This window comes from Sphingomonas kyungheensis, assembly GCF_037120395.1.
Taxonomy (GTDB): Bacteria; Pseudomonadota; Alphaproteobacteria; order Sphingomonadales; family Sphingomonadaceae; genus Sphingomonas; species Sphingomonas kyungheensis.
In genome coordinates this window covers 641671-665368 of the sequence record NZ_JBBBDM010000002.1, presented here as the reverse complement: position 1 = coordinate 665368, position 23698 = coordinate 641671, and the positions used below count along the sequence as shown (strand labels likewise).

Genomic DNA, 23698 nt, shown 5'->3' with positions numbered 1-23698 from the left:
TTCAACAAACCCTGCCCGCCCCCGCGCTTGATGGCAAGCCACTGCCCCCCTAAAGACGCAGGCAATTCCAAAGGGACGATCGGCCTTCCATGCTCAGCTTCTTCCGTCGCATCACCAATTCCAAGGCCGGCGTCGTCATCACCTTCATCGTTCTCGGCGTCATCGCGCTGGCGTTCGCGGCGGGTGACATCACCGGTCTGGCGGGCAACGGCGGCAGCCTGTCGGGCAATGCCGTCGCCACCGCCGGCGGCACCAAGATCACCGCGGCCGATCTGCGCAACCGCGTCCAGACCGAGCTGCAGGCGGCGACGCAGGAGGCGGCGCGGCAGGGCCAGCAGCCGCCGACGATGCAGCAATTGCTCGATCAGGGCGGGTTGCAGTCGACGCTCGACCGCACGATCAACAGCCTTGCGCTCGAAGCCTTCGGCCACGACCAGAAGATGGTGGTGAGCAAGCGCTCGGTCGACGGCGTCATCGCCAGCATCCCCGGCCTGCGCGGTCCCAACGGCCAGTTCGATCCCGCCAATTACCAGCGGCTGCTCGCCGACCAGCGGCTTACCGATGCGCAGGTCCGCACCGACATCGCGCGCGACATCATCGCGCAGCAGCTGATGCTGCCGACGCAGGGCGCGACGCAGGTGCCAGAGAAGCTCGCCATCCCCTATGCCTCGCTGATGCTGGAGAAGCGTTCGGGTCAGGTCGCCTTCGTCCCCGCCAAGGCGGTCGACACCGGCGCCGCGCCGACCGATGCCGAGCAGCAGGCCTATTATCGCCGTAACGTCGCGCGCTACACCGTCCCCGAACGGCGCATCGTCCGCTATGCGCTCGTCACCCCGGAGATGGTCAAGGCGCGCGCCGTGCCGACCGATGCCGAGATCGCCACCGCCTATAACCAGCAGCGCAGCCGCTTCGCCGCGGCGGAGAAGCGCACGATCAGCCAGGTCGTCGTCGCCGATCAGGACGGCGCCAATGCACTCGCCGCCAAGGTCAAGGGCGGTGTCAGCCTCGCCGACGCGGCCCGTGCCGCCGGCCTCGAACCGGCGGTGCAGACCGGCGTCACCAAATCGGCCTATGCCGGAGCCGGCAATGCCGCCATGGCCGACGCCGTCTTCGCCGCGCCGCAAGGCGGCGTCGTCGGGCCGGTGCGCGGTCCGCTCGGCTGGGTCGTCGCGCGGATCGACAAGGTCGAGCAGGTCGCCGGCAAGACGCTCGAACAGGCGCGTCCCGAGTTGCTGGCCGAAGTGTCGAAGCGCAAGCTGCAACAGGCATTGTCTAGCACCCGCGACTCGCTCGACAGCGCGCTCGGCAACAGCGCGACCTTCGACGAGGCGGTCGCCGATCAGAAGCTGGCCACGCAGACGACGCCGCCGCTGCTCGCCAACGGCCAGAACCCCGACGCGCCCGCGGCGCAGCCCGACCCGACGATCGCGCCGATCGTCTCGGCCGCCTTCCAGATGGCGGAGGGCGACGCACCGCAGCTCGTGCCGGTCGGTCAGGACGGCGCCTTCGCGCTGGTCGCGCTCGGCCGCGTCGTCGCCGCCGCGCCGCGCCCGCTGACGCAGGTCAAGGCGCAGGTCGTCGCCGACCTCACCGCCGACCGCGCCCGCGCCGCCGCGCGCAAGCTCGCCGCCGATATCCTCGCCAAAGTCAACAAGGGCACGCCGCTCGCCCAGGCGATGGCGACCGCCGGTCGGCCGCTGCCCCCGGTGCAGACCGCCGGCGCCAGCCGCGCGCAGCTCGCCGCGGCGCAGGGCAACGTCCAGCCGCCGCTCGCGCTGCTCTTCTCGATGGCCAAGGGCAATGCCAAGCTGCTCGAGGCGCCGAACAATGCCGGCTGGCTGATCGTCAAGCTCGACACGATCGTGCCGGGCGACGCGCGCGGCACGCCCGCCGCGATCAGCGGTGCGCGCGGCAGCATCGCCCGCCTCGTCGGTCGCGAATATGCCGAGCAATTCGCCCGCGCGGTGCGCAATGCGGTCGGCGTCAAGACCGACGCGGCGGCGCTCGCCCGCCTGCGCGCCGACCTCGCCGGCAATGGCGCCGGCGCCGCCGGCAACTGAGATGAGCACGCCCGACGCCGTCGCCGCGCTCGCCGCCGGTCGTCCGGCGTTCGTCTGGCGACGGCAGGTCGCGGATACCGAAACGCCGGTCGCCGCCGCGCTCAAGCTGATCGAGCCGGGGCGCGGCGACTATCTGCTCGAATCGGTCGAGGGCGGCGCGACGCGCGGTCGCCACAGCATGATCGGCCTTGCGCCCGACCTCGTCTTCCGCGCGCGCGGCGATCGGGCCGAGATCAACCGCCAGTGGGCGACCGATCGCACCGCCTTCCAGCCGACCGGCACGCCGACGCTCGCCGCCCTGCGCGCGCTCGTCGCCGAATGCCGCGGTGAGGTGCCGGCGGAGCTGCCCAAGGCGCTCGCCTGCCTCGTCGGCTATTTCGGCTATGAGACGATCGGGCTGGTCGAGACGCTGGCGCAGCCCGAGGCCGATCCGCTCGGCCTGCCCGACATGCTGTTCGTCCGCCCGACGGTGATCTGCGTCTTCGACCGGCTCGCCGACGCGCTCTATCTGGTCGCGCCGGTCTGGCCCGATCCGGCGCACGATCCGGCGCAGCTCGTCGCCGCGGCGGAGGAGCGGCTCGACGCGGTCGCCGCCCGGCTCGCCAACACGCCGCTCCCTGCGCCGGTCCGCGCGCGGCCCGATACACCGGTCTATACGCCCGCGATCGCCCCCGAAGACTATGGCCGCATGGTCCGCCGGGCACAGGACTATATCGCCGCGGGCGACATCTTCCAGGTCGTGCTGGCGCAGCGCTTCGCCGCGCCGTTCACGCTGCCGCCGTTCGAACTCTATCGCAGCCTGCGTCGCATCAATCCCTCGCCCTTCCTCTACCACCTGGACCTGCCGGGCTTCGCGCTGATCGGCTCGAGCCCGGAAATCCTGGTGCGGGTGCGCGATGGCGCGGTGACGATCCGGCCGATCGCCGGCACCCGCCCGCGCGGGCGGACCGCCGCGGAGGATGAGGCGAACCGCGCGAGCCTGCTCGCAGATCCCAAGGAGCGCGCCGAGCATCTGATGCTGCTCGACCTCGGCCGCAACGACGTCGGCCGCTCCGCCGCGCCCGGATCGGTGCAGGTCACGGCCAGCTACGGGATCGAATTCTACAGCCACGTCATGCACATCGTGTCGAACGTCACCGGCCGGCTGGCGGATGGGGCGGATGCGATCGACGCGCTGTTCGCCGGCTTCCCCGCCGGCACGGTCAGCGGCGCGCCCAAGGTGCGTGCCTGCCAGATCATCGCCGAGCTCGAACCGGAGCGGCGCGGCGCCTATGCCGGCGGCGTCGGCTATTTCTCCCCCGACGGATCGATGGACAGCTGCATCGTGCTGCGGACCGCGGTGGTCAAGGACGGCATGATCCATGCCCAGGCCGGCGCCGGCATCGTCGCCGACAGCGACCCCGCGTCCGAACAGCGCGAGTGCGAAGCCAAGGCGGGCGCGATCCTCGCCGCGGCCCGCGATGCGGTGATACGGGCGGGCGATGCGGGGTTTGCGCAATAGCGCCGGGGAATGAGCGTTCGGCTGAGCCGAGACCATTGTTCGTCGCCTCGATCCCAGTAGCGAATAACCACCACCGCCCGCATCTCGTCACCCCGGACTTGTTCCGGGGTCTACTTCGCCGACAAACACACCAAGCTTAGGCTTGGCGGAACCGCGGATGCCGGAACGGGTCCGGCATGACATGTCCAGTGACTTGAAGGTTTCACGATCCGCGCCCGCTCGACGCTTGCCGTTCCTGCAACCTCGAGCTCCTGCTTCCGCAGACGTTCGGCATAAGGACGTGAAGGGAGATGACCGCCGGACCGATCGTCACCCCTTCATCCGTGCCATCGACCGTCACCGATGGCTCCGTCCTCACGGCACCGACGCATTCGCATCCTGCTGCGCGCGTCGCTCCGCCGCCCAGGCGCGGTTGGTCGCGAGCGCGCAGCCGCTCTGGCCGCCGCTGCCGACCGGCGAGCAGGTGTCGGGCAGCCCGCCGGCGACGCGACCGACCTGGTCCATCGTCGCGGCGCGATTGCCCCAGGCCTGGTTCTTGGCGGGGATCGGGCCGCTGTCGCGGAACTGCTTGGGAATGCGATAGGGCTGTTCGAGCGTCGAGCAGACGACGATTTCATTGCCGGTGCTCTGCGGGCATTTCTCGCCGGCATTCAGCGTCACCGCACGGACGCGCTGCGGCGGCGAGCCCGATTCCGCGGCATCCGCCACCGGCGCGCTTTGCGCGACGGCGACCGCGGGCAGCGCCAGCATGGTGGCGATCAACAACGGGCGGAACATAGTAGCGTCTCCTTTGCGGCTTCAACGTGCAGGCGGCGCAGTTTCTCCCGGCGCATGCCACGCAGACGGCTATAGCGTCGCCCAGATTGCTGCAGGATTGCCAGCGCGCAACAGGCGTTGCACCGGCGGCGGCATCGGCTATGGCGTCGCGATGATCTTGGTCGTCGACAATTACGACAGCTTTACCTGGAACCTCGTCCACTATCTGATGGAATTGGGGAGCGAGGTGGAGGTGGTGCGCAACGATGCCATCTCCGCCGGGCAGGCGCTGTCCTCGGGCGCCGAGGCGTTCCTGATCTCGCCCGGCCCGTGCACGCCGACCGAGGCGGGGGTCAGCCTCGACCTGGTCGCCGCCGCTGCCGATGCCGGCCGGCCGCTGCTCGGCGTCTGCCTCGGCCATCAGGCGATCGGCCAGCATTTCGGCGGAACGGTGGAGCGCGGCGGGCTGATGCACGGCAAGACCTCGCCGGTCAGCCACGACGGCACCGGCCTGTTCGAGGGCCTGCCCTCGCCGTTCACCGCGACGCGCTATCACAGCTTGATCGTCCGCGACGTGCCCGCGCCGCTGCTCGTCAACGCGCGCGCCGACGACGGCCACGTCATGGGCTTCCGCCACGCCACCCTCCCCATTCACGGCGTGCAATTCCACCCCGAGAGCATCGCCACCGAACATGGCCATGCGATGCTCGCCAATTTCCTGCGCATCGCCGGCATCGCGGTGAAGGCGGCGGCGTGACGACGCTCGCCCTGCTGCCCGATCCGGCGACGCCGCTGGCGCGCGAAAGCGCCGCGCAGGCCTTTGCCGACATCCTCGACGCCCGCGTCTCGGAAGAGGCGATCGCCGCCTTCCTGATCGCACTGGCGGAGCGCGGCGAGACGAGCGTCGAGATCGCCGAAGCGGCGCGGGCATTGCGCGCCCGGCTCGTGCCCGTCGCCGCCCCGGCGGGGGCGATCGACGTCTGCGGCACCGGCGGCGACGGTCATCACACGCTCAACGTCTCGACCGCGGTGGCACTGGTCGTCGCCGCCTGCGGCGTACCCGTCGCCAAGCATGGCAATCGCGCCGCCTCGTCCAAGGCGGGCGCGGCCGATACGCTGGAGGCGATCGGGCTCGACATGGCGGTGGCGGGCGCGACCGCGGAAGGCAGCCTCGCCGATCTCGGCATCGCCTTCCTGTTCGCCGCCAACCATCATCCCGCGATGGCGCGGATTACCCCGATCCGCCGCCGCATCGGCCGGCGGACGATCTTCAACCTGATGGGACCGCTCGCCAATCCGGCGCACGTCACGCATCAGCTGATCGGCATCGCCCGGCCCGATTATGCGGGTCTCTACGCCGAGGCGCTGGCGCAGCTCGGGACCGGCGGCGCGGCGGTGATCAGCGGCGAGGAAGGGCTCGACGAACTGTCGACCGCCGGGCCCAGCATCGCGGTCAGCATCGGCAGCACGAATCTGCCGCCCCGCATCACCCCCGAGGATGCCGGCCTGCCCCGCCACCCGCTCGCCGCGATCCGCGGCGGCGACCCCGCCTATAACGCCGCCGCCTTGCGCCGCCTGCTCGACGGCGAGGCCGGTGCCTATCGCGACGCGGTGCTGCTCAACGCCGCCGCCGCGCTCGTCGTCGCCGGCCATAGCCCTCACCTCACCGCCGGCGCGACGGCCGCCGCCGCCGCGATCGACGACGGCCGCGCCGCCGCGCTGCTCGATCGCTGGATCGCTTACCGATGACCAATATCCTCTCCCGCATCATCGAGACCAAGCGCGCCGAAGTCGCCGCGCGCAAGGCGACGACCAGCCTCGCCGATCTCGACGCGCGGATCGCCGCCGTCACGCGTCCGCGCGGCTTTCGCGCCGCGCTCGACGCCCGCTCGGGTCCCGCGCTGATTGCCGAGATCAAGAAGGCCAGCCCGTCCAAGGGCGTGATCCGCGCCGACTTCGATCCGCCGGCCCATGCCCGCGCCTATCAGGCGGGCGGCGCCGCCTGTCTGTCGGTGCTGACCGACGAACAATGGTTCCAGGGCTCGGACGACTATCTGATCGCCGCACGCGCCGCCTGCGATCTGCCGGTGATCCGCAAGGACTTCATGGTCGATCCGTGGCAGGCGACCGAGAGCCGCTCGATCGGCGCCGACGCGATCCTGATCATCGTCGCCGCGCTCGACGACAATCAGATGGCGGAGATCGAGGCGTCGGCGCGCGAATGCGGCATGGACGTGCTGGTCGAGGTGCATGACGCACACGAACTCGACCGCGCGCTGCGGCTGCAATCGCGGCTGATCGGCGTCAACAATCGCGACCTGCGCGACTTTTCCGTCGACTTCGCCCGCACCTACGATCTCGTCGCCAAGGCGCCGGCGGGCTGCACCTTCGTCGCCGAGAGCGGGCTGGAGCGGCGCGAGGACCTCGATGCGATGGCGGCGCACGGCGTCCATTGCTTCCTGATCGGCGAGGCGCTGATGCGCGCCGACGATGTCGAGGCGGCGACGCGCGCGATGATCGGCGCCGAGGCGTGACCCGCCTCACCCATATCGACGCCGAGGGCGCCGCGCATATGGTCGATGTCGGCGGCAAGGCGGTGACCAGCCGCCGCGCGGTCGCCACCGGCCATATCGCGGTCGCTGCCGAGGCGCTCGCCGCGATCCGCGACGGCGCGGCGAAGAAGGGCGACGTGCTCGCGGTCGCGCGGATCGCCGGGATCATGGCCGCCAAGCGCACCGCCGAGCTGATCCCGCTCTGCCATCCGCTGCCGCTGACCCGCGTCACGCTCGACCTGACGATCGACGCGGGCGGCATCACCGCCACCGCGCTGACCGCGACCGACGGCAAGACCGGGGTGGAGATGGAGGCGCTCACCGCCGTCTCGGTGGCGCTGCTCACCGTCTATGACATGGCCAAGGCGATCGACCGGGCGATGGTGATCTCCGGCATCCGTCTGCTCGAAAAGGCCGGCGGCGCGTCCGGCGACTGGCGCGCCTGAGGCGATGACGCTGCTGCCGATCGCCGAGGCGCAGGCGCGTCTGTTCACCGCCGCGCCGCGCGTCGCCGAGGAGACGGTGCCGCTCGCGCAGGCCGCGGGGCGCTGGCTCGCCGCCGACGTCGTCGCGCAGCGCACGCAGCCCGCGCACGACCTCTCCGCGATGGACGGCTATGCGATCCGCTTCGCCGACCTGCCCGGCCCGTGGACGCTGATCGGCGAGAGCGCGGCCGGGCGGCCGTTCGACGGCACGATCCAGCCCGGCGAGACCGTCCGCATCTTCACCGGCGCGGTGATGCCCGCCGTCGCCGATACGGTGATGATCCAGGAAGAGGTGGACGCGCAGGGCGCCGCGATCCGACTCACCGGCGAAGGGCCGGCGCATCCGGGCCGCAACACCCGCCGCCGCGGCCTCGACTTCACCGCCGGCGACACGCTGGTGCGCAGCGGCGAGCGGCTGACCCCGGCGCGGATCGCCGTCGCCGCGACCGGCGGCGTCGGTGCGCTGTGCGTCCACCGACGCGTCCGTGTCGCGATCTGCGCGACCGGGGACGAACTGGTCGATCCCGGCCAGCCCGCCTCGCCCGATGCCTTACCCGAATCGAACCGCGCGATGCTCGCCGCGATGCTTGCCGATCTGCCGGTCGAGCTGATCGACCTCGGCATCCTGCCCGACGATCTGGCGACGCTGCGGGACGCCTTCGCGCGGGTCGACGCCGATCTGCTGGTCACCACCGGCGGCGCATCGGTCGGCGATCACGATCTCGTCCGGCCGGCGCTCGAGGCCGCGGGCGGCCAGATCGATTTCTGGCGGATCGCGCTGCGGCCCGGCAAGCCGATGATGGCGGGGCGACGCGGCGCGATGCAGGTGCTCGGACTGCCGGGCAATCCGGTGTCCGCCTTCGTCACCGCGATCCTGTTCGTCAAACCGGTGATCGCGCATCTCGCCGGCGCCGCCGACCCGCTGCCGCGCGCGACGCTGGCGCTGCTCGGCGAGGACCTGCCCGCCAATGGCGCGCGCACCGACTATCTGCGTGCCGAAATACGCGACGGCCGCGCTTATGCCTCGACGATCCAGGACAGTTCGATGCTGCTGACGCTGGCTCGGTCGCAGGCGCTGATCATCCGCCCGGCCGGCGCCGCGGCGGCACGGGCGGGCGACTCGGCAGATATCCTCGTCATCGCTTGACGGACGCCATCCTGTTCCCTAGAAGTTCCGCGTCTGTTCTGACGGGGAAGGATCGCCCATGCTCACGCGCAAGCAGCACGAGCTCGTATGCTTCATCAACGATCGGCTGGAGGAAACCGGCATCTCGCCCTCGTTCGAGGAGATGAAGGAGGCGCTCGACCTCAAGTCCAAGTCGGGCGTGCATCGTCTGATCAGCGCGCTCGAGGAACGGCATTTCATCCGCCGCCTGCCCAACCGGGCGCGCGCGCTCGAAGTGCTGCGCATGCCGGAACGGTCGGAGCGCAAGCCCGCCGCGTCGACGGCGCCGGCCGCACCGCCGCCCGCCAAGACCAACGTCCGCGCCGCACCGGCGCCCGCCAATGACGTGATCGAGATCCCGCTGCACGGCCGCATCGCCGCCGGCCTGCCGATCGAGGCGTTCGAGGGCAGCTCGACGCTCGCCGTCCCCGCCGCCCTGCTCGGCAGCGGCGAACATTATGCGCTCGAAGTGTCGGGCGATTCGATGGTCGAAGCCGGCATCCTCGATGGCGATTATGCGCTGATCCGCCGTACCGAGGTCGCCCGCGACGGGGAGATCGTCGTCGCGCTGATCGACGACAGCGAAGCGACGCTCAAATATTTCCGCCGCGAGGGCGCGATGGTCCGGCTCGATCCCGCCAACCGCGCCTACGAACCGCAGCGCTACGTCCCCTCGCACGTCCGCGTGCAGGGCAAATTGTCGGGCATCCTGCGCCGCTACGACTGAGCCGGGCGATCCGCCAGGGATGGCGGTCGCCGGGCTGTAGCACCGTGCGCACCCGTCGGCTTTCCAGGTCGATCGCGACGCCGCCGGTGCGACGCAGGAGCGGTGCATCGAGCCGCAGCCAGCGCGGGCGGCAGGATCGCGGCAGCCGCCGTTCGCTGACGACGATGTCCGCCGCATGGCAGGCGCCGATCAGCGCGGCACGATCGACCGGATAGGCGCTGCGCGTCGCAACGATCCGCCATGCGCGCTCTGTGCTCCTCAGCGTGACGATACAGGCGTCCGGCGAGCAGCGCGCCGCCGCCTGCTCGCTGAGCGGCAACGGCTCGCCGTCGATGCCGCCATTTTCGGCGAGCATCGCCCGCGTGTAATCACCGGCGCGCTCGCGGAGCAAGGCGAGTCTCCCGTCGACCCGTACCGCCATATGGCGGCCATCTCCCGTCACCAGCAGATCGGGGGCAGGCGCCTGCACCATCCACCAGCCGCCGAGCAGGATCGGCAGCAGCCCCCAATGCCGCACCCGCGTCCGCCACAGCATCAGCCACAGTCCGCCGCCGACGATCAGCGCGAATGCCGCGGCCGACATCGCCGGCAACGCAAACCCCGATCCCGGCAGCGCGGCGACGCGGTGGGCGATCACCAGCAACAGCCGCAACGCGAGATCGGTCAGCCACCAGACCGGTGGGCCGAGGCCGACCGTATCGGCGAGCAACGCCGCCGCTTCGAGCGGCATGACGACGAAGGTGGTGAGCGGGATCGCGACGATATTCGCCGCCGCGCCGTACAGCCCCGCCTTGTGGAAGTGGAAGACCGCGATCGGCATCAGCGCCGCCTCGACCACGACGCCGGTGAGCAGCAACGCAGCGCCTTCGCGCAGGATACGGCGACGCCAGGGCTCGTCGCGCTGCCGGAACCAGCCGGCGACGCGCGGATGGTCGTGGAGCGTGACGATCGCCGCGATGGCGGTAAAGGACAATTGGAAGCTCGGCCCGGTCACCGCCTCGGGCCAGACCAGCATCACCGCGATGGCACCGCCGGCGACCAGCCGCAACGTCATCGCCTCCCGTCCCAGCACCAAGGCGGCGAGCACCAGCAGCGCGGCGACGCACGAGCGGATCGTCGGCACCTGACTGCCGGTCAGCCAGGTATAGCCGATCGCCGCCAGCGCCCCCGCCGCCGCCGCGACCAGCGGCAGCCGCCAGCGGATCGCCAGCCACGGCGACAGCGCGAGCAGCCGCAGGACGCACAGCATCGTCGCCCCCACCGCGGCGGTGATGTGCAAGCCGCTCACGGAGAGCAGATGCGCCAGCCCGGCGCGCCGCATCGCATCGGCATCGGCCACGGTGATCGCGCCCTCGTCGCCGGTGGCGAGCGCTGCGGCGATACCGCCGCGACTGCCCGGCAGGCGCGACAGGATATGGCTGGTCAGCCCCGCGCGCAGCCCCTCGCCCGCCGCGCGCCGGATCACCCGCACCGGCGCGAAGCCGCGCCCGGTCGCGCCGATCCCCGCGAACCAGGCGACGCGCGCAAAGTCATAGCCGCCCGGCACCGCCGCATCGGCTGGCGGCATCAGCCGCGCGCGCAGCCCGATCACCGCCCCCTCGCCCAGCCCGTCGGGCGCGTCGCCGATCGGCAGGTTGATCCGCACCCGCGGCGGCACGCCCACGCTGTCGCTGCGCAGCGTCAGGCGGATGAGGTCGCGCGCCGGCAGCGGCTCAACCCGCTCGACCTCTCCCTGCACCGCGACGACGGCGGGGCGTGCCAATATCGGTGCGCCGACGCGCTCGGCCCGCCACCAAATCGATGCCAGCCCCGCCGCCGCGGCCAAGCCGCCGATCGCCACCACCCGCCCCGCCCGCCCGTCCCCCGCGAGCGCGATGCCGGCGAGCGCGGTCGCGACGCAGAGCAACAGCATGGCGGTCCAGCTCGCCGGATCGGGCAGCACGAACCAGGCGGCGATGCCGCCACCGAAACTCACCGGCAGCCAGAGGATCAGCGTATCGCGTTCAGCCTCCAGCCATTCTTCGATACCGAGCTGTAACCGAACGGGACGCCGCGGCATTTGAAGGGGCATGATCCGCGTGCTACGGCGCGCCTCGGCCGCCCTGGCCGTCACGTCTCAAACCCCGGGAGCATGCGCTGTTGAGCGCCACGATCGATCGCCACGCCCATCACCAGCCGACCGAGGTCGTGACGCGGTTCGCGCCGTCGCCGACCGGCTATCTGCATTTGGGCGGCGCGCGTACCGCCCTGTTCAACTGGCTGTACGCGCGGCATCACGGCGGCCGCTTCCTGCTGCGCATCGAGGATACCGATCGGGCGCGGTCGACCCAGCCGGCGATCGACGCGATCCTCGGCGGACTGCGCTGGCTCGGCATCGACTGGGATGGTGACGCCGTCTTCCAGTTCGCCCGCGCCGATCGCCATGCCGAGGTCGCGCATCAGATGGTCGCAACCGGCCATGCCTATCGCTGCTACATGACCGCCGACGAGATCGCCGCGCAGCGCGCCGCGGCGCAGGCCGCCAAGACGCCGCTGCGCATCCGCAGCCCGTGGCGCGACGCCGATCCGGCGACCGCGCCCGCCGACGCGCCCTTCGTCGTCCGGCTCAAGGCGCCGCGCGACGGTGCGACGACGATCGAGGATCGCGTGCAGGGATCGGTGACGGTGCAGAATGCCGAACTCGACGATCTCATCCTGCTGCGCTCGGACGGGACGCCGACCTATATGCTCGCGGTCGTCGTCGACGATCACGACATGGGGGTGACGCACGTCATCCGGGGCGACGACCACCTCAACAACGCCTTCCGCCAGCTGCCGATCTACCGCGCCAACGGCTGGCCCGAACCGATCTATGCGCATATCCCGCTGATCCACGGCACCGACGGCGCCAAACTGTCCAAGCGCCACGGCGCGGTCGGGATCGAGGCCTATCGCGACGAGCTCGGCATCCTGCCGGAAGCGTTCGACAATTACCTGCTGCGGCTCGGCTGGGGTCATGGCGATGACGAGATCATCAGCCGCGACCAGGCGACCGAATGGTTCGACCTCGGCGGCGTCGGCAAGAGCCCGTCACGATTCGACCTCAAGAAGCTCGAGAACCTCAACGGTCATTATATCCGCGCTGCGGACGACGCGCGGCTCGCCGCGCTGATCGCGCCGATCGGCGGCTATGACGATATCGACCTGCTGACCCGCGCGATGCCGGTCCTGAAGGCGCGCGCGGCCAATCTCAACGAGCTGAGCGAAGGCGCGCGCTTCCTGTTCGCGCAGCGTCCGCTCGACCTCGATCAGGCAGCTTCGGACCTGCTTGCCGGTGACGCGCCGACGCTGCTCGCTGCACTGCACGCTGCGCTTGACGCGGTGCAGCAGTGGGATCAGGAGGCAACCGAAGCAGCGGTACGGCAGGTCGCCGAGGCACGGGGCGTCAAGCTCGGCCAGGTCGCCCAGCCGCTCCGCGCCGCTCTCACCGGACGCAAGACATCGCCCGGCATCTTCGACGTGCTCGCGCTTCTCGGCAAAGAGGAAAGCCTCGGCCGGATCGCGGACCGAATGGCAGTCTGATAGGAAGGACAACCACATGACCGACGCCGCCAAAGTTTCCGTGGACGGTAAGGATTTCGACTACCCGGTCATGTCCGGTACGGTCGGACCCGATGTCGTCGACATCCGCAAATTCTATGCGCAGACGGGCGACTTCACCTACGATCCCGGCTTCACCTCGACGGCGTCGTGCCAGTCGAAGCTGACCTATATCGACGGTGACGAAGGCGTGCTGCTGCACCGCGGCTATCCGATCGGCGAGCTGGCGGAACAGTCGAGCTTCATGGAAGTCGCCTATCTGCTGCTCAACGGCGAGCTGCCGGCGGCGGACGAGCTGTCGCAGTTCGAGCATACGATCTCGCGCCACACGATGGTGCACGAACAGCTCGCCACCTTCTTCCGCGGCTTCCGTCGCGACGCCCACCCGATGGCGATCCTGTGCGGCGTCGTCGGTGCGCTGTCGGCCTTCTACCACGATTCGACCGACATCCACGATCCGGTGCAGCGCACGATCGCCAGCCACCGTCTGATCGCCAAGATGCCGACGATCGCGGCGATGGCGTATAAGTACAGCGTCGGGCAGCCGTTCCTCTACCCGGACAATTCGCTGAGCTACACCGGCAACTTCCTGCGCATGACGTTCGGCGTGCCGGCCGAGCCCTATGAGGTCAATCCGGCGGTCGAAAAGGCGATGGACCGGATCTTCATCCTCCACGCCGATCACGAGCAGAATGCCTCGACCTCGACGGTGCGGCTCGCCGGCTCGTCGGGCGCCAATCCCTTCGCCTGCATGGCGGCGGGCATCGCCTGCCTGTGGGGTCCGGCGCATGGCGGCGCCAACGAGGCGGCGCTCAACATGCTGCGCGAGATCGGCACGCCCGAGCGCATCCCCGAATTCATCGCCCGCGCCAAGGACAAGAACGATCCGTTCCGCCTGATGGGCTTCGGTCATCGCGTCTACAAGAACTACGATCCGCGTGCGACCGTGATGCAGAAGACGGTGCGCGAGGTGTTCGACGCGCTCAAGGTCAACGATCCGCTGTTCGACACCGCGCTGCGGCTCGAGGAACTGGCGCTCAGCGATGATTATTTCATCGAGAAGAAGCTGTTCCCGAACGTCGACTTCTACTCGGGCGTCATCCTGTCGGCGATCGGCTTCCCGACGTCGATGTTCACCGTGCTGTTCGCGCTCGCCCGCACCGTCGGCTGGGTGGCGCAGTGGAACGAGATGATCACCGATCCCGACCAGAAGATTGGCCGTCCGCGCCAGCTCTACACCGGCCCGACGCAGCGTAGCTACGTCCCGGTAGGCCAGCGCTGATGCGCCGCGCCCGGCCGGTCCTGCTCTCCGTCGGCGTGCTGATGGCGCTGATGGGGATGCTGTGGATCGGCCAGGGCCTTGGCTATATCCATTGGCCCGAGTCGAGCTTCATGCTCGATCAGCGGCCGTGGGCCGACCGGGGCGTCGTGCTCGCGGTCGCCGGGCTGCTGCTCATCCTCGTCGCGCGCCGGTTGCGCCGCTAGCGTCAGGCCGGCAGCGACAGGGTGAAGCTGGCGCCCCTGCCGGGGGCGCTTTCCACCGACAGATCCCCGCCCATCGCCCGCGCCAGACGCCGCGCGATATAGAGGCCGAGGCCGTTGCCGCCCACCTCGCTCGGGTCGACGCGTTCGAACTTGTCGAAGATGCGCGCCTGATCCTCCGCCGCGATGCCCTTGCCCTGATCCGTCACCACCGCCTCGGCGCGATCGCCGACGCGGTTGACCGTGACGCTGACCACGCCGCCCTCGGGCGAGTAGCGCAGCGCATTGCCGATCAGATTGACCATGATCTGCAGCGCCCGCCGGAAGTCGCCGGTCACCGGCAGATGCAGCTCGGGCAACGGCCGTGCGATCGCCACCCCGGCATTGGCGGCGCGCACCGACAGCAGTCCCGCGGCGCGGCGCGCCACGTCGGCGAGATCGATGCCGTCGGTCTCAAGCGTGAAATCGGGCCGCTCGATCGCCTGCAGATCGACCAGATCGTCGACCAGCCCGAGCAGATGCCGCCCGGCGTTGGCGATATCCGTGGCATAGCCGACATAATCCGGCTGCATCGGCCCCTCCGCCTCGGCATGGATGGTATCGGCATGCGCGATGATCTTGGCGAGCGGTGCGCGCAGCGCCCGGTCGAGGCCCTCGGTGAAGTCGGGCGACACCGGCGCCGGCGCGCTGGCGGGCGGCTCGGCGACCCGCGCGACGCCGGCCAGACCGGCGAAGGCGCCGCCGGCATCTTCCTTGACCGTCGCGGTCAGCACCATCCGCATGTCGCCCTGGCGCAGCCGCGCGCGCTGCTCGTCGAACGGCCGCCGGCGTGCCACCGCTTCGAGGATCGGCAGCGCGCCGCTTTCGGTCGCGTCGAGCGTGAACAGGCTGGTCAGCGGCTGGCCGAGCAGCGCCAGCGCATCGCAGCCGAGCCGCCGGGCGGGATCGATCGCGACGAACGTCAGCCGCAATCCGGCGTCGGTCTCCCACGACAGCGCGCCCTCTTCGATCACGCTCGCGATCGGCCGCTGCGTCACCGGCTGCGGCCGCAGCCCGCGCCAGCCGCTCACCGCCATGCGCAGGCCGTCGCCTTCGGGCTGGACGCGCACCCAGAGTTCGAGGTCAGCATCCTGATCGGCGACGGTGACCGCGCGCGAGACGAGGATGCCGAGCCGCATCGCCAGCCGGACGATGCCGGCGAGCTGCGGCACCGCGAGGGTCGCACCGATCGCGCCACCCGCCTGATCGTTGAGCGCGATCAGCGCCGGATCGGCGGCGAGCAATCGACCATCGGCATCGAGCGTCGCATGGCTGAGCGGCACGTCGGGAATGGCATCGACCCTCATCGTGCCTCGCCCCGCGCCAGCGCGGCCAGGGCAAGCCGCATGTCGTGGTGCAGCGACAGCGGCGCCAGCGCCGCACGCGCACCCTCCGCCGGCACCGCCACGATCGCGTCGAGATCGTCGGCGAAGGCCTCGATATCGCGTCGGGGATCGGCATCGGACAGCATTAGCGCGATCCGGGCGATCGTCTGCCGGTCGATCTCCGCGACGCGCAGCGCCAGCCACAGCCGGTCGCCCTCGGGCTCGAGCACGATCGTCCGCGCCGCTTCGAAATCGAGATCGACCGCGCGGGCGAGCACGGCGATGAACAGGAGCAACCGCCGGTCGCCCAGCGTCTCGACCAGCAGATCGCCGATCTCGTGCGGACGCGCGTCGATCGCCGCCGCCAGCCGCACCGCGGCGGCCTCGGGCCGCTGCCCCTCGTCATGCGCGGCGAGGTTGCGTTGCGCCGCCTCGATGATCGCGCGATCGGCAAGGCCGTCGCCGGTGCCGAGCCCGTCGCGGATCGCCGCGGCGACCCACCAGACGAGCTGGTGATGCCGCTCGGCGGGGAGGATGCCGCCGGGCACGCCGCCCTGTTCGGCCGCCGCCCGCCGCCGCGTCTCCGCCGAGAGCAGCGCGCGCGCCGCCGCGGCGACGACGCCGTCGTCGACATCGGTCAGCCGCACCAGCAGGCTCGCCTGGTCGGGCGTCGCCTCGGTCGGCGACAGACGTTCGGCGATCAGGTCGCATCGCACCTGCGACAGCAATTCGTCGATGAGCAGCCGGTCGCGCAGCACGCCCGCCTGCGTCAGCCGCCCGGCGACCGTAGCCTGCGCATTGAGCAACTGGTCGGCGTGATCCGCCGCGCCCCGGCCGGAGAGGATACGCGCCGCGTGCCGACGGATCTCCGCCTCGATCGCCGCGATCACGCCGTCGAGCACGCGGCGCAACGCAAGCCGCGTGCGCTCGTCGAGCCGGGCGTCGTCGGGCAGGAAGATATCGGCGATCGCCCCCGTCAGGCGCGCGTCGGCCCGTGCGGCGAGCCGGTGGCTTGCTTCAATACGGGTGCCGAGCACGTCCCGCTCCTGTTCCGGTCCGACCGCCATGGCTTGGACGCTAGCGCCCTATCATTAAAACAGCGCTAAGGCTGCCAACGCAATCGTTCGATTGCGGCGGTCAGCGTCGCGGCGGCATAGAGGGTGGCGGCACCGAGCCCGACGACCGGCGCGGAGACGAAGGCGCCGAGCCAGGCGAGCAGCAGATAGGCCGGCGGACTGCCCCACCAGGGCCGCCGCGGCGCGGCGCCCAGCGCGCGTTCACCGAGCGCGGCGAGCAGCACGAGCCCGACCGCGAGCAGCTCGGGTGCGCCATCCGCCCGCGCCTCGCTGATCGCGCGACCGTGGAGCAGGACGGCGATCGCCGGGATCGCCTGCGCGACGATGCCGATCCAGCGTGCATGCGACCGCTCGTCGCGCAGATCGGCAAGCATCTCGGCCAAGGCGACGCCGAGCGTGCCGAGCAGCGCCAGCAGCAGCCCCGGCCCCGGATGGTCGAAGGCGACCAGCGCCAGCCCGCACAGGCCGATCAGCCCCGCCCCCGCCGCGGCGACCACCGCCGAGACGGTCCGCGGCACGATCAGCGGAATGACGGCGCGCCCGAGCGGCGCGGTGACGAACCGCTCGAACCAGCCGCTGCGTCCCGAGATCATCGCCGCGAGCACGATCCGCCCTCGCGCCTCCAGCGCCTGCGCCGAATGGCCGACGCCATGGCCGCCGCGCACCGCCTCCGGCGGCAGCAGCAGATGCACCGCCCGCGCCTGCGACGCGAGCCGCACCAGCGTCGACTGGACGTCATAATCGCGCGGCATCACCGCCAGTTCGGCGAGCCGCCGCGGATCGAGCCGCGCCACCCCCGCCCAGACCATGCCGCTGCCGACGCGCTCATAGCCCATCGTCGCCTGCTCCTCGGGCATCACCAGCAGTGCGTCGCCGCCGTCGCGCGTCAGCGTCGCCAGCGTCGCCGCCGTGGTGGTGAGGCCGTCGGCGAGCATCACCACGCGTGCGAGCGGGTGCAGCTTCTCCGCCGCTTCCGCGGCGCTGCGCACCGGATCGACCGCGACGCCGCGCTTGCCGATGCGGCTGATCGCGCCGAGCAATTCGGGGGTGAGCCGCGCGACGAGGATGACGATCTGCGATGCGCCCGCCGCGATCAGCAATCGCGCCTGATATTCGATCAGCGTCACGCCGCCGAACGGCAGCGTCGCGGTGAGCATCGCGGGCCGATCGTCGGCGTCATGCATGGCGAAGAGGAGGCCGGCGAGCATCCGGCCGCTGTTAGGCGGTGATGCCGCCGCTGCCTAGAGCAGAGCGCGCTTTGTCGCGCCGATCGGCTACAGCCGGCTGACCGACCGCTGGAGCCGGGCAAGGATCGCGGCGTCCTGCGGCGCGTCGGCCGCCTCGCCGGCCAGTGCCATCAGCCGCACCGCCCCGAAGCTCGCCGCCAGCCCCTTGAGCCGCGCCGCGGCGGTGCGCCACGCCTCTTCGTCGGCGGCGGCCTCGAGCGCGACGAGCGCCCGCTCCGCGCTGTCGACGAACGCCATGCGCAACTCGGCGATCAGCGCCGGTTCGTCCCCCACTGCCGCGGCCAAAGCCGCATCGATCGCGCCCGGATCATAAGCCATTCCCGGCGTGTAGCAGTCGACAGCTTAACCAAGTGTTGCGGTTTTGCTTTATGAGCAAGGCGAAGACGGGTAGGTTCGCCGTCGAAGAACGGGGGTTCCATGATCATCGACATGCGGGCGAACAGCGCCACCGGCGACGCCCACGCGGCGGATGAACTCGATCTCGCCGACGGATATCCGGCGGAAAACACCGCCGCATGGGGCGAGCCGGCGGCGCCGTGGGCCGATCCGGTCGCCGACCCCGCGCCGGTACGAATCGGCTGGCTGGTGCCGGCGCTGCTCGGCCTTGTCGCCCTCGCCTGGGTCGTCGGCATGCTCTGGCTGGCGCGCGACCAGCTGCCGACGCTGCCGCCGGTCGCCCTGATCGAGCTGATCGCCGCGCTGGCGGTGGTGCCGATGCTGCTCGGCGTCGGCTATCTGCTGGTGCAGCGCACCAGCCGGCGCGAGGCGCGCCGCTTCGGCGCCACCGCCGCGGCGATGCGGGCGGAGGCGGCGAGTCTTGAACGCGCGGTCGCCCAGGTGGCGCAGGCGCTCGACGGCAACCGCCGCCAGCTCGCCGACCAGATCGACACGCTGCGCACGATGGGCGACACGGCGAGCGAACGGCTCACCACGGTCAGCCGCGGCATGGCGCAACAGATCGACCAGGCGGAGGCTCATGCCTATGCGCTGTCGCAGGCAGCGGCCGATGCGCACCAGAGCCTCGGCGTGCTGCTCGCCTCACTGCCGCGCGCGCAGGCGGAGGTGGCCGACGTCCAGCACCTGCTCGACGACACCGGCCTCGCCGCGAGCGAACATGCCGCCGCGCTCACCGCGCAACTCGCCGCACTCGCCGAACGGGGTCGCGAGGCCGACCTCGTCACCGGCAATGCCGCGCAGAAGCTCGCCGCGCATCTCGCCCGGATGGAGGCGACCAGCGAAACCGCCGGCGCCCGGCTCGAAAGCGTGACCGCAACGATGTCGGGCGAGGTTGACGCGCTGCTCGGCCGTACCGCCGATGCGGTCGACGAGGCGCGCAAGGTCATCGCCGCGCAGGGCGATGCGATGCTTGCGATGCTGCGCGCCAACCAGGCCGCGCTCGATATCGCGGCGCGTGACAGCGTCGATGTGCTCGCCGAGCGGATCGGCGGCATCGAGGACGTCATCGACCGGGTGTCGCTGCGCCTCACCGATCAGCGCAAGGCGAGCGAAACGCTGCTCGCCGGTCTCGACGCCGAAATCGGCGCGGTCGAGGGCCGGCTCGATCGCCTGCACAGCCAGGGCGTCGATCGATCGCAGATGCTCGCCGCGTCGATCAGCGCGCTCGGCGGTTCGGCCGATGCGATGACCGAGGCGTTGCGCAGCGGCGACACGATGGCGACCCGGACGATCGCCACCACCGAATCCCTGCTGATCGCGCTCGACGCTGCGGCGCGCGAGATCGACGAGACATTGCCCGAGGCGCTGTCGCGGCTCGACGCCAAGGTGCTGGCGAGCAAGCAGGTCGTCGTCGCCGCCAAGCCCGAACTGCTCGCCCTGGTCACCGCCGCGGAGAGTACGCACGAGGCGATCGCCGCGATCGCCGATGTCGTCGCCGAACAGAGCAGCACGCTCGAACGCCTGTCGGGCAGCCTGCTCCAGACGCTCGGCGAAGGGCGCGCCAAGGCGGATGCGCTCGGCATGATGGTCGACGAGACGATCGAGCGCACCCACCGGTTCGCCGACGATGCCGCGCCGCGGCTGGTCGATGCGCTGCTGCGCGTGCGCGAGACGGCGACGGTCGCCGCCGACAAGGCGCGCGAGACGCTCGCCGCGGTCATTCCCGATGCGGCGGCGCAATGGGAGGAAGCGGGCACCGCGGCGCTGCGCCGCGCCACCGGCGACACCGTCGCCCGCCAGGTGCAGGCGATCACCGACGCCACGGAAAACGCCGTCGCCGCCGCGACGCGCGCGACCGAGCGCCTCTCCGCGCAGGTCCGCCAGATCCTCGAACAGGGCGCGCTGGTCGAGGCGCGGATCGAGGAGGCCCGCGCCGAACGCGAGGAGGCCCAGCACGACACCTTCGCGCGGCGTGCCTCGGCGCTGATCGAATCGCTCAACTCGGCGTCGATCGACATCACAAAGGCCTTCGCCCCCGATATCACCGACAGCGCCTGGGCGGCCTATCTCAAGGGCGACCGCGGTGTCTTCACCCGCCGCGCGGTGCGGGTGCTCGAACCCGGCGACGCGCGCGAGATTGCGCAGCTCTACGACGACGATGCGGCGTTCCGCGATGCGGTCAACCGCTACATCCACGACTTTGAGGGCATGTTGCGCACTGTGCTTGCCCAGCGCGACGGATCGCCGCTGAGCGTGACGTTGCTGTCGTCGGATATGGGCAAATTATACGTCGCGCTGGCGCAGGCGATCGAGCGGCTGCGCTAGCCGCGCGCCGGGGCATCCACCGAAGTGACAGCGAGCGTGGGTACCGTCGTTCGCGCTCGCCGTGTCCCTGCGCAAGCAGGACCTTGGGTCAGGGTCAACACCGACTGATCGCCCCTGCGGCCCTGGGCTCCTGCTTGCGCAGGAGCACAGAGGGAGACCGCAGCGGCCTCTTGCGGTACGGTTGCCCCAACCGGCCGGTCAGGCCGCGTTATAGACGGCGGCGCGATCGAACAGGTCGAGCATCGCCGGCGTCACCCAGCCATAGTGATAATTGGCGGCGAACAGCGCGAACAATAGCGTCGCGACGATCGTCACGCGCACCGCCAGTCGGCCGAGCCGGAACTCGTGCGGCGCGCTCTCGGCCTGGCCGGCGACATAATCGCCGCCGGCCTCCTGCGTGGTGCGCACGCCCCAGGGCAGCACCAGGAAGACCGAGAACGCCCAGAACAGGACGTAGATCGCGAGCATCGACGTCCAGCGCATCGGGGATCAGGCCTCGACGATCAGCACGTCGACGACCGGCTTCTTGCCGGTCCAGCGCGTCGCGACGCGGCGCACCGCCAGGCGGATATCCTCGCGGCGGCGATCGATCTCGCGCTTCTGGCCCTTCATCGCCTCGGCCGCCGCCTCGGCGGCATCCTCGACGAAGGCGGCGCGATCCTCTTCGACCGGCACGCCCTGGACGCGGATCTGCGGGCGACCGAGCGCGCGCCCGTCACGACCGATCGCGACCGCGACCGAGATCTGGCCGTTGATCGCAAGCCGGCGCCGCTCGTTGATCGTCGAACCGTCCGCCGGAAGGATGACGTCACCGTCGAGCACCAGCCGGCCGACTCCGGCATTGCCGATCTTCTCGACCTTGCCGGGCAGCAGCCGCAGGATGTCGCCGTCGCTCTGCACGATCGACTGCGGCACGCCCTCGCTCAGCGCGAAGCGGGCATGTTCCATCATATGGCGCATCTCGCCATGCACCGGCACCAGCACCTCCGGCCGGATCCACTTGTACATCTGCGACAGTTCGGGGCGGCCGGGGTGGCCCGAGACGTGGACGTGCGCCTGACGCTCGGTGATCATCACCACGCCCTTGGCGGCCAGCGTATTCTGGATCTTGCCGATCGCGACCTCATTGCCGGGGATCTGCTTCGACGAGAAGATCACCGTATCGCCGAAATCGAGCTTGATCGTATGCGATCCGTCGGCGACGCGGGCGAGCGCCGCGCGCGGTTCGCCCTGACCGCCGGTGGCGACGATCAGCACCTTGTTCTTCGGCAGGCGCATCGCCGTCTCGGGATCGACCGTCTCGGGGAAGTCGCCGAGATAGCCGGTCGCGCGCGCCACCTTGAGGATCCGGTCGAGCGAGCGGCCGGTGACGCACAATTTGCGCCCCGTCTCCTTGGCAACCTCACCCAAGGTATGCAGCCGCGCCGCGTTCGAGGCGAAGGTCGTGACGAGCACCCGCCCCTTGGCGCGGCCGATCTGCTCGGCGAGGCCGACCCGCACCGACGCTTCCGACCCCGAAGCCTCGGCGTTGAAGACGTTGGTCGAATCGCAGACCAGCACGTCGACGCCGGCATCGCCGATGCGGGTCAGCTGCGCCGGGCTGGTCGGCTTGCCGATCACCGGCGTCGGATCGAGCTTCCAGTCGCCGGTGTGGAAGACGCGGCCCGCCTTGGTCTCGATGACCAATGCATTGGGCTCGGGGATGGAATGCGACAATTCGATGAAGCTGACGCCGAACGGCCCGATCTGCACGCCGGCGATGCCGCCGTCCTTGGCGGGCTGGATGACGCGCAGCTTGACGCGATGGGCGTTGCCCTCTTCCTCCAGCTTGCCACGGATCAGCCCGGCGGTGAACGGCGTCGCATAGAGCGGCACGCCGAGGTCTTCCGCGAGATAGGGCAAGGCGCCGATATGGTCCTCATGACCATGGGTCAGCACGATGCCGACGAGGTCGCCCAAGCGATCCTCGATGAAGGACAGGTCGGGCAGGACGATGTCGATCCCCGGATAGGCGGCATCGGCGAAGGTCACGCCGCAATCGACCATCAGCCATTTGCCGGCATGGCCGTAAAGATTGACGTTCATGCCGATCTCGCCGGAGCCGCCCAGGGCACAGAAGAGAAGTTCGTTGGTCTTGGGAGTCATTTAGGTCTTTCAAAGAGTGTCGCCCGGCGGGCCGAAGATTGGCGCGAGCGCGTCTCAGGCAATATGGGCGTTTTGGTACATGATCGCCAGCCCCTGGATCGTCAGGTCGGGCTCGATGACGTCGAATACGTCGGTATGTTGTTCGAACAGGGTGGCGAGGCCGCCGGTGGCGATGACTTTGACCGGTCGTCCGATCTCCGCCTTCATCCGCGCCACCAGCCCCTCGATCATCGCGATATAGCCCCAATAGATGCCGATGTTCATCTGATCGACGGTGTTGCGGCCGATCACGCTGCCGTTGCCGCGCGGCGCCTCGATCGCGATCCGCGGCAGTTTCGCGGCGGCGCTGACCAGCGCGTCGAGCGACAGGTTGATCCCCGGCGCGATGATCCCGCCCTTGTAGGTGCCGGCATAGTCGCTCGAATCGAAGGTCGTCGCGGTGCCGAAGTCGATGACGATCAGGTCGCCGTCATGCAGCGCATGCGCCGCGATCGTATTGACCGCGCGATCGGCGCCGAGGCTCTGCGGCTCGTCGACGTCGATCGCCATACTCCACGGCACCGGTGCGCGGCCGGCGATCAGCGCCTCGCTGCCGAAATATTTCTGCGCGAGCACCTGCAGATTGTGCAGCGCGCGCGGCACGACGGTGGCGATGATCACCGCCTCGATCGCGCTGCGCTCAAAGCCTTCGAGCGCCAGCAACTGGCTGAGCCAGACGGCATATTCGTCGGCGGTGCGGCGCGGATCGGTGGCGATGCGCCAGCGCGCCTTGATCGTTCGCCCCTCGACCAGCGCGAAGACGACATTGGTGTTGCCGGCATCCACCGCGAGCAGCATC

The 23698-nt window shown here is 70.5% G+C and carries 20 protein-coding genes and 1 pseudogene; 12 read left to right on the top strand and 9 right to left on the bottom strand.

Annotated features, from left to right (window positions below; translation table 11 throughout):
- The first annotated feature begins 89 nt into the window (after positions 1-89).
- Together V8201_RS07190 and trpE are read left to right on the top strand one after the other, a co-directional pair.
- The gene (locus V8201_RS07190; RefSeq protein ID WP_336544848.1) at positions 90-2060 is read left to right on the top strand and encodes a peptidylprolyl isomerase; all 1971 of its coding nucleotides are present in this window, start codon (positions 90-92) and stop codon (positions 2058-2060) included.
- On the top strand, positions 2035-3561 hold the full coding sequence (trpE, locus tag V8201_RS07185) for an anthranilate synthase component I (protein WP_373276463.1): 1527 nt from the start codon (positions 2035-2037) through the stop codon (positions 3559-3561). The genes V8201_RS07190 and trpE overlap by 26 nt, the downstream gene beginning before the upstream one ends.
- Positions 3562-3915: 354 nt before the next feature.
- On the opposite strand, the gene V8201_RS07180 is transcribed toward trpE, so the two are convergent.
- Positions 3916-4338: a hypothetical protein gene (locus tag V8201_RS07180; RefSeq protein ID WP_037530947.1), complete on the bottom strand. Its 423-nt coding sequence runs from the start codon at positions 4336-4338 to the stop codon at positions 3916-3918.
- Positions 4339-4489: 151 nt separating this feature from the next.
- Here V8201_RS07180 and V8201_RS07175 point away from each other — a divergent pair, with 151 nt between their 5' ends.
- From V8201_RS07175 to lexA, 6 genes are read left to right on the top strand one after another with little or no spacing between them, the layout of a single operon-like run.
- Positions 4490-5074, top strand: coding sequence for an anthranilate synthase component II (locus V8201_RS07175; protein ID WP_336544846.1), 585 nt, complete (start codon positions 4490-4492; stop codon positions 5072-5074).
- Complete coding sequence (trpD, locus tag V8201_RS07170) at positions 5071-6066, top strand: anthranilate phosphoribosyltransferase (protein ID WP_336544845.1); 996 nt, start codon at positions 5071-5073, stop codon at positions 6064-6066. Before V8201_RS07175 ends, trpD begins: the two co-directional genes overlap by 4 nt.
- Positions 6063-6851: an indole-3-glycerol phosphate synthase TrpC gene (trpC, locus tag V8201_RS07165; protein WP_336544844.1), complete on the top strand. Its 789-nt coding sequence runs from the start codon at positions 6063-6065 to the stop codon at positions 6849-6851. Before trpD ends, trpC begins: the two co-directional genes overlap by 4 nt.
- Positions 6848-7315 (top strand): cyclic pyranopterin monophosphate synthase MoaC, encoded by a 468-nt coding sequence (gene moaC / locus V8201_RS07160; protein WP_037530940.1) that lies wholly within the window; start codon positions 6848-6850, stop codon positions 7313-7315. Before trpC ends, moaC begins: the two co-directional genes overlap by 4 nt.
- 4 nt (positions 7316-7319) lie before the next feature.
- Positions 7320-8501: a molybdopterin molybdotransferase MoeA gene (locus V8201_RS07155; RefSeq protein ID WP_336544843.1), complete on the top strand. Its 1182-nt coding sequence runs from the start codon at positions 7320-7322 to the stop codon at positions 8499-8501.
- A gap of 58 nt (positions 8502-8559) precedes the next feature.
- On the top strand, positions 8560-9246 hold the full coding sequence (lexA, locus tag V8201_RS07150; RefSeq protein ID WP_081792843.1) for a transcriptional repressor LexA: 687 nt from the start codon (positions 8560-8562) through the stop codon (positions 9244-9246).
- A 7-nt stretch (positions 9247-9253) separates the two neighbouring features.
- Here lexA and V8201_RS07145 read toward each other — a convergent pair.
- Positions 9254-11305: pseudogene (locus V8201_RS07145) on the bottom strand (ComEC/Rec2 family competence protein); the annotation flags it as partial.
- A gap of 80 nt (positions 11306-11385) precedes the next feature.
- Between V8201_RS07145 and gltX the strand changes: the two are divergent.
- The 3 genes from gltX to V8201_RS07130 are packed head-to-tail and all read left to right on the top strand — an operon-like array spanning position 11386 to position 14310.
- Positions 11386-12807, top strand: coding sequence for a glutamate--tRNA ligase (gene gltX / locus V8201_RS07140; RefSeq protein WP_051583179.1), 1422 nt, complete (start codon positions 11386-11388; stop codon positions 12805-12807).
- A gap of 16 nt (positions 12808-12823) precedes the next feature.
- Entirely contained in the window at positions 12824-14107 is a 1284-nt protein-coding gene (locus tag V8201_RS07135; protein WP_271300570.1) for a citrate synthase, read from the top strand.
- The gene (locus V8201_RS07130; RefSeq protein WP_271300569.1) at positions 14107-14310 is read left to right on the top strand and encodes a hypothetical protein; all 204 of its coding nucleotides are present in this window, start codon (positions 14107-14109) and stop codon (positions 14308-14310) included. The genes V8201_RS07135 and V8201_RS07130 overlap by 1 nt, the downstream gene beginning before the upstream one ends.
- 2 nt (positions 14311-14312) lie before the next feature.
- Here the strand turns inward: V8201_RS07130 and V8201_RS07125 are convergent, their stop codons facing one another.
- The 4 genes from V8201_RS07125 to V8201_RS07110 form a co-directional block, all read right to left on the bottom strand.
- Entirely contained in the window at positions 14313-15653 is a 1341-nt protein-coding gene (locus V8201_RS07125) for a sensor histidine kinase (RefSeq protein ID WP_336544842.1), read from the bottom strand.
- Positions 15650-16738, bottom strand: a complete 1089-nt coding sequence (locus V8201_RS07120) for a DUF2336 domain-containing protein (protein ID WP_336544841.1) — start codon at positions 16736-16738, stop codon at positions 15650-15652. The genes V8201_RS07125 and V8201_RS07120 overlap by 4 nt, the downstream gene beginning before the upstream one ends.
- A 35-nt stretch (positions 16739-16773) precedes the next feature.
- The gene (locus tag V8201_RS07115; protein ID WP_037530749.1) at positions 16774-17955 is read right to left on the bottom strand and encodes a hypothetical protein; all 1182 of its coding nucleotides are present in this window, start codon (positions 17953-17955) and stop codon (positions 16774-16776) included.
- A gap of 66 nt (positions 17956-18021) precedes the next feature.
- The gene (locus V8201_RS07110; protein WP_037530747.1) at positions 18022-18312 is read right to left on the bottom strand and encodes a hypothetical protein; all 291 of its coding nucleotides are present in this window, start codon (positions 18310-18312) and stop codon (positions 18022-18024) included.
- A 99-nt stretch (positions 18313-18411) separates the two neighbouring features.
- On the opposite strand from V8201_RS07110, the gene V8201_RS07105 reads away from it, so the two are divergent.
- Positions 18412-20715: a hypothetical protein gene (locus tag V8201_RS07105; protein WP_336544840.1), complete on the top strand. Its 2304-nt coding sequence runs from the start codon at positions 18412-18414 to the stop codon at positions 20713-20715.
- A 198-nt stretch (positions 20716-20913) separates the two neighbouring features.
- On the opposite strand, the gene V8201_RS07100 is transcribed toward V8201_RS07105, so the two are convergent.
- From V8201_RS07100 to V8201_RS07090, 3 genes are read right to left on the bottom strand one after another with little or no spacing between them, the layout of a single operon-like run.
- Positions 20914-21198 carry a DUF1467 family protein gene (locus V8201_RS07100; protein WP_037530741.1) on the bottom strand — a complete coding sequence of 95 codons (285 nt, stop codon included), beginning with the start codon at positions 21196-21198 and terminating at the stop codon, positions 20914-20916.
- A 6-nt stretch (positions 21199-21204) separates the two neighbouring features.
- The gene (locus tag V8201_RS07095; RefSeq protein ID WP_271300565.1) at positions 21205-22860 is read right to left on the bottom strand and encodes a ribonuclease J; all 1656 of its coding nucleotides are present in this window, start codon (positions 22858-22860) and stop codon (positions 21205-21207) included.
- Between the two features lie 54 nt (positions 22861-22914).
- Positions 22915-23697 carry a type III pantothenate kinase gene (locus tag V8201_RS07090; RefSeq protein WP_336544839.1) on the bottom strand — a complete coding sequence of 261 codons (783 nt, stop codon included), beginning with the start codon at positions 23695-23697 and terminating at the stop codon, positions 22915-22917.
- Position 23698 lies beyond the last annotated feature (1 nt).

Coding starts and splice junctions, on each gene's coding strand:
- V8201_RS07190 (WP_336544848.1), top strand. CDS start 90: ATGCTCAGCTTCTTCCGTCGCATCACCAATTCCAAGGCCGGCGTCGTC.
- trpE (WP_373276463.1), top strand. CDS start 2,035: ATGGCGCCGGCGCCGCCGGCAACTGAGATGAGCACGCCCGACGCCGTC.
- V8201_RS07180 (WP_037530947.1), bottom strand. CDS start 4,338: ATGTTCCGCCCGTTGTTGATCGCCACCATGCTGGCGCTGCCCGCGGTC.
- V8201_RS07175 (WP_336544846.1), top strand. CDS start 4,490: ATGATCTTGGTCGTCGACAATTACGACAGCTTTACCTGGAACCTCGTC.
- trpC (WP_336544844.1), top strand. CDS start 6,063: ATGACCAATATCCTCTCCCGCATCATCGAGACCAAGCGCGCCGAAGTC.
- V8201_RS07155 (WP_336544843.1), top strand. CDS start 7,320: ATGACGCTGCTGCCGATCGCCGAGGCGCAGGCGCGTCTGTTCACCGCC.
- lexA (WP_081792843.1), top strand. CDS start 8,560: ATGCTCACGCGCAAGCAGCACGAGCTCGTATGCTTCATCAACGATCGG.
- V8201_RS07135 (WP_271300570.1), top strand. CDS start 12,824: ATGACCGACGCCGCCAAAGTTTCCGTGGACGGTAAGGATTTCGACTAC.
- V8201_RS07130 (WP_271300569.1), top strand. CDS start 14,107: ATGCGCCGCGCCCGGCCGGTCCTGCTCTCCGTCGGCGTGCTGATGGCG.
- V8201_RS07125 (WP_336544842.1), bottom strand. CDS start 15,653: ATGAGGGTCGATGCCATTCCCGACGTGCCGCTCAGCCATGCGACGCTC.
- V8201_RS07120 (WP_336544841.1), bottom strand. CDS start 16,738: ATGGCGGTCGGACCGGAACAGGAGCGGGACGTGCTCGGCACCCGTATT.
- V8201_RS07115 (WP_037530749.1), bottom strand. CDS start 17,955: ATGCTCGCCGGCCTCCTCTTCGCCATGCATGACGCCGACGATCGGCCC.
- V8201_RS07110 (WP_037530747.1), bottom strand. CDS start 18,312: ATGGCTTATGATCCGGGCGCGATCGATGCGGCTTTGGCCGCGGCAGTG.
- V8201_RS07105 (WP_336544840.1), top strand. CDS start 18,412: ATGATCATCGACATGCGGGCGAACAGCGCCACCGGCGACGCCCACGCG.
- V8201_RS07100 (WP_037530741.1), bottom strand. CDS start 21,198: ATGCGCTGGACGTCGATGCTCGCGATCTACGTCCTGTTCTGGGCGTTC.
- V8201_RS07095 (WP_271300565.1), bottom strand. CDS start 22,860: ATGACTCCCAAGACCAACGAACTTCTCTTCTGTGCCCTGGGCGGCTCC.
- V8201_RS07090 (WP_336544839.1), bottom strand. CDS start 23,697: ATGCTGCTCGCGGTGGATGCCGGCAACACCAATGTCGTCTTCGCGCTG.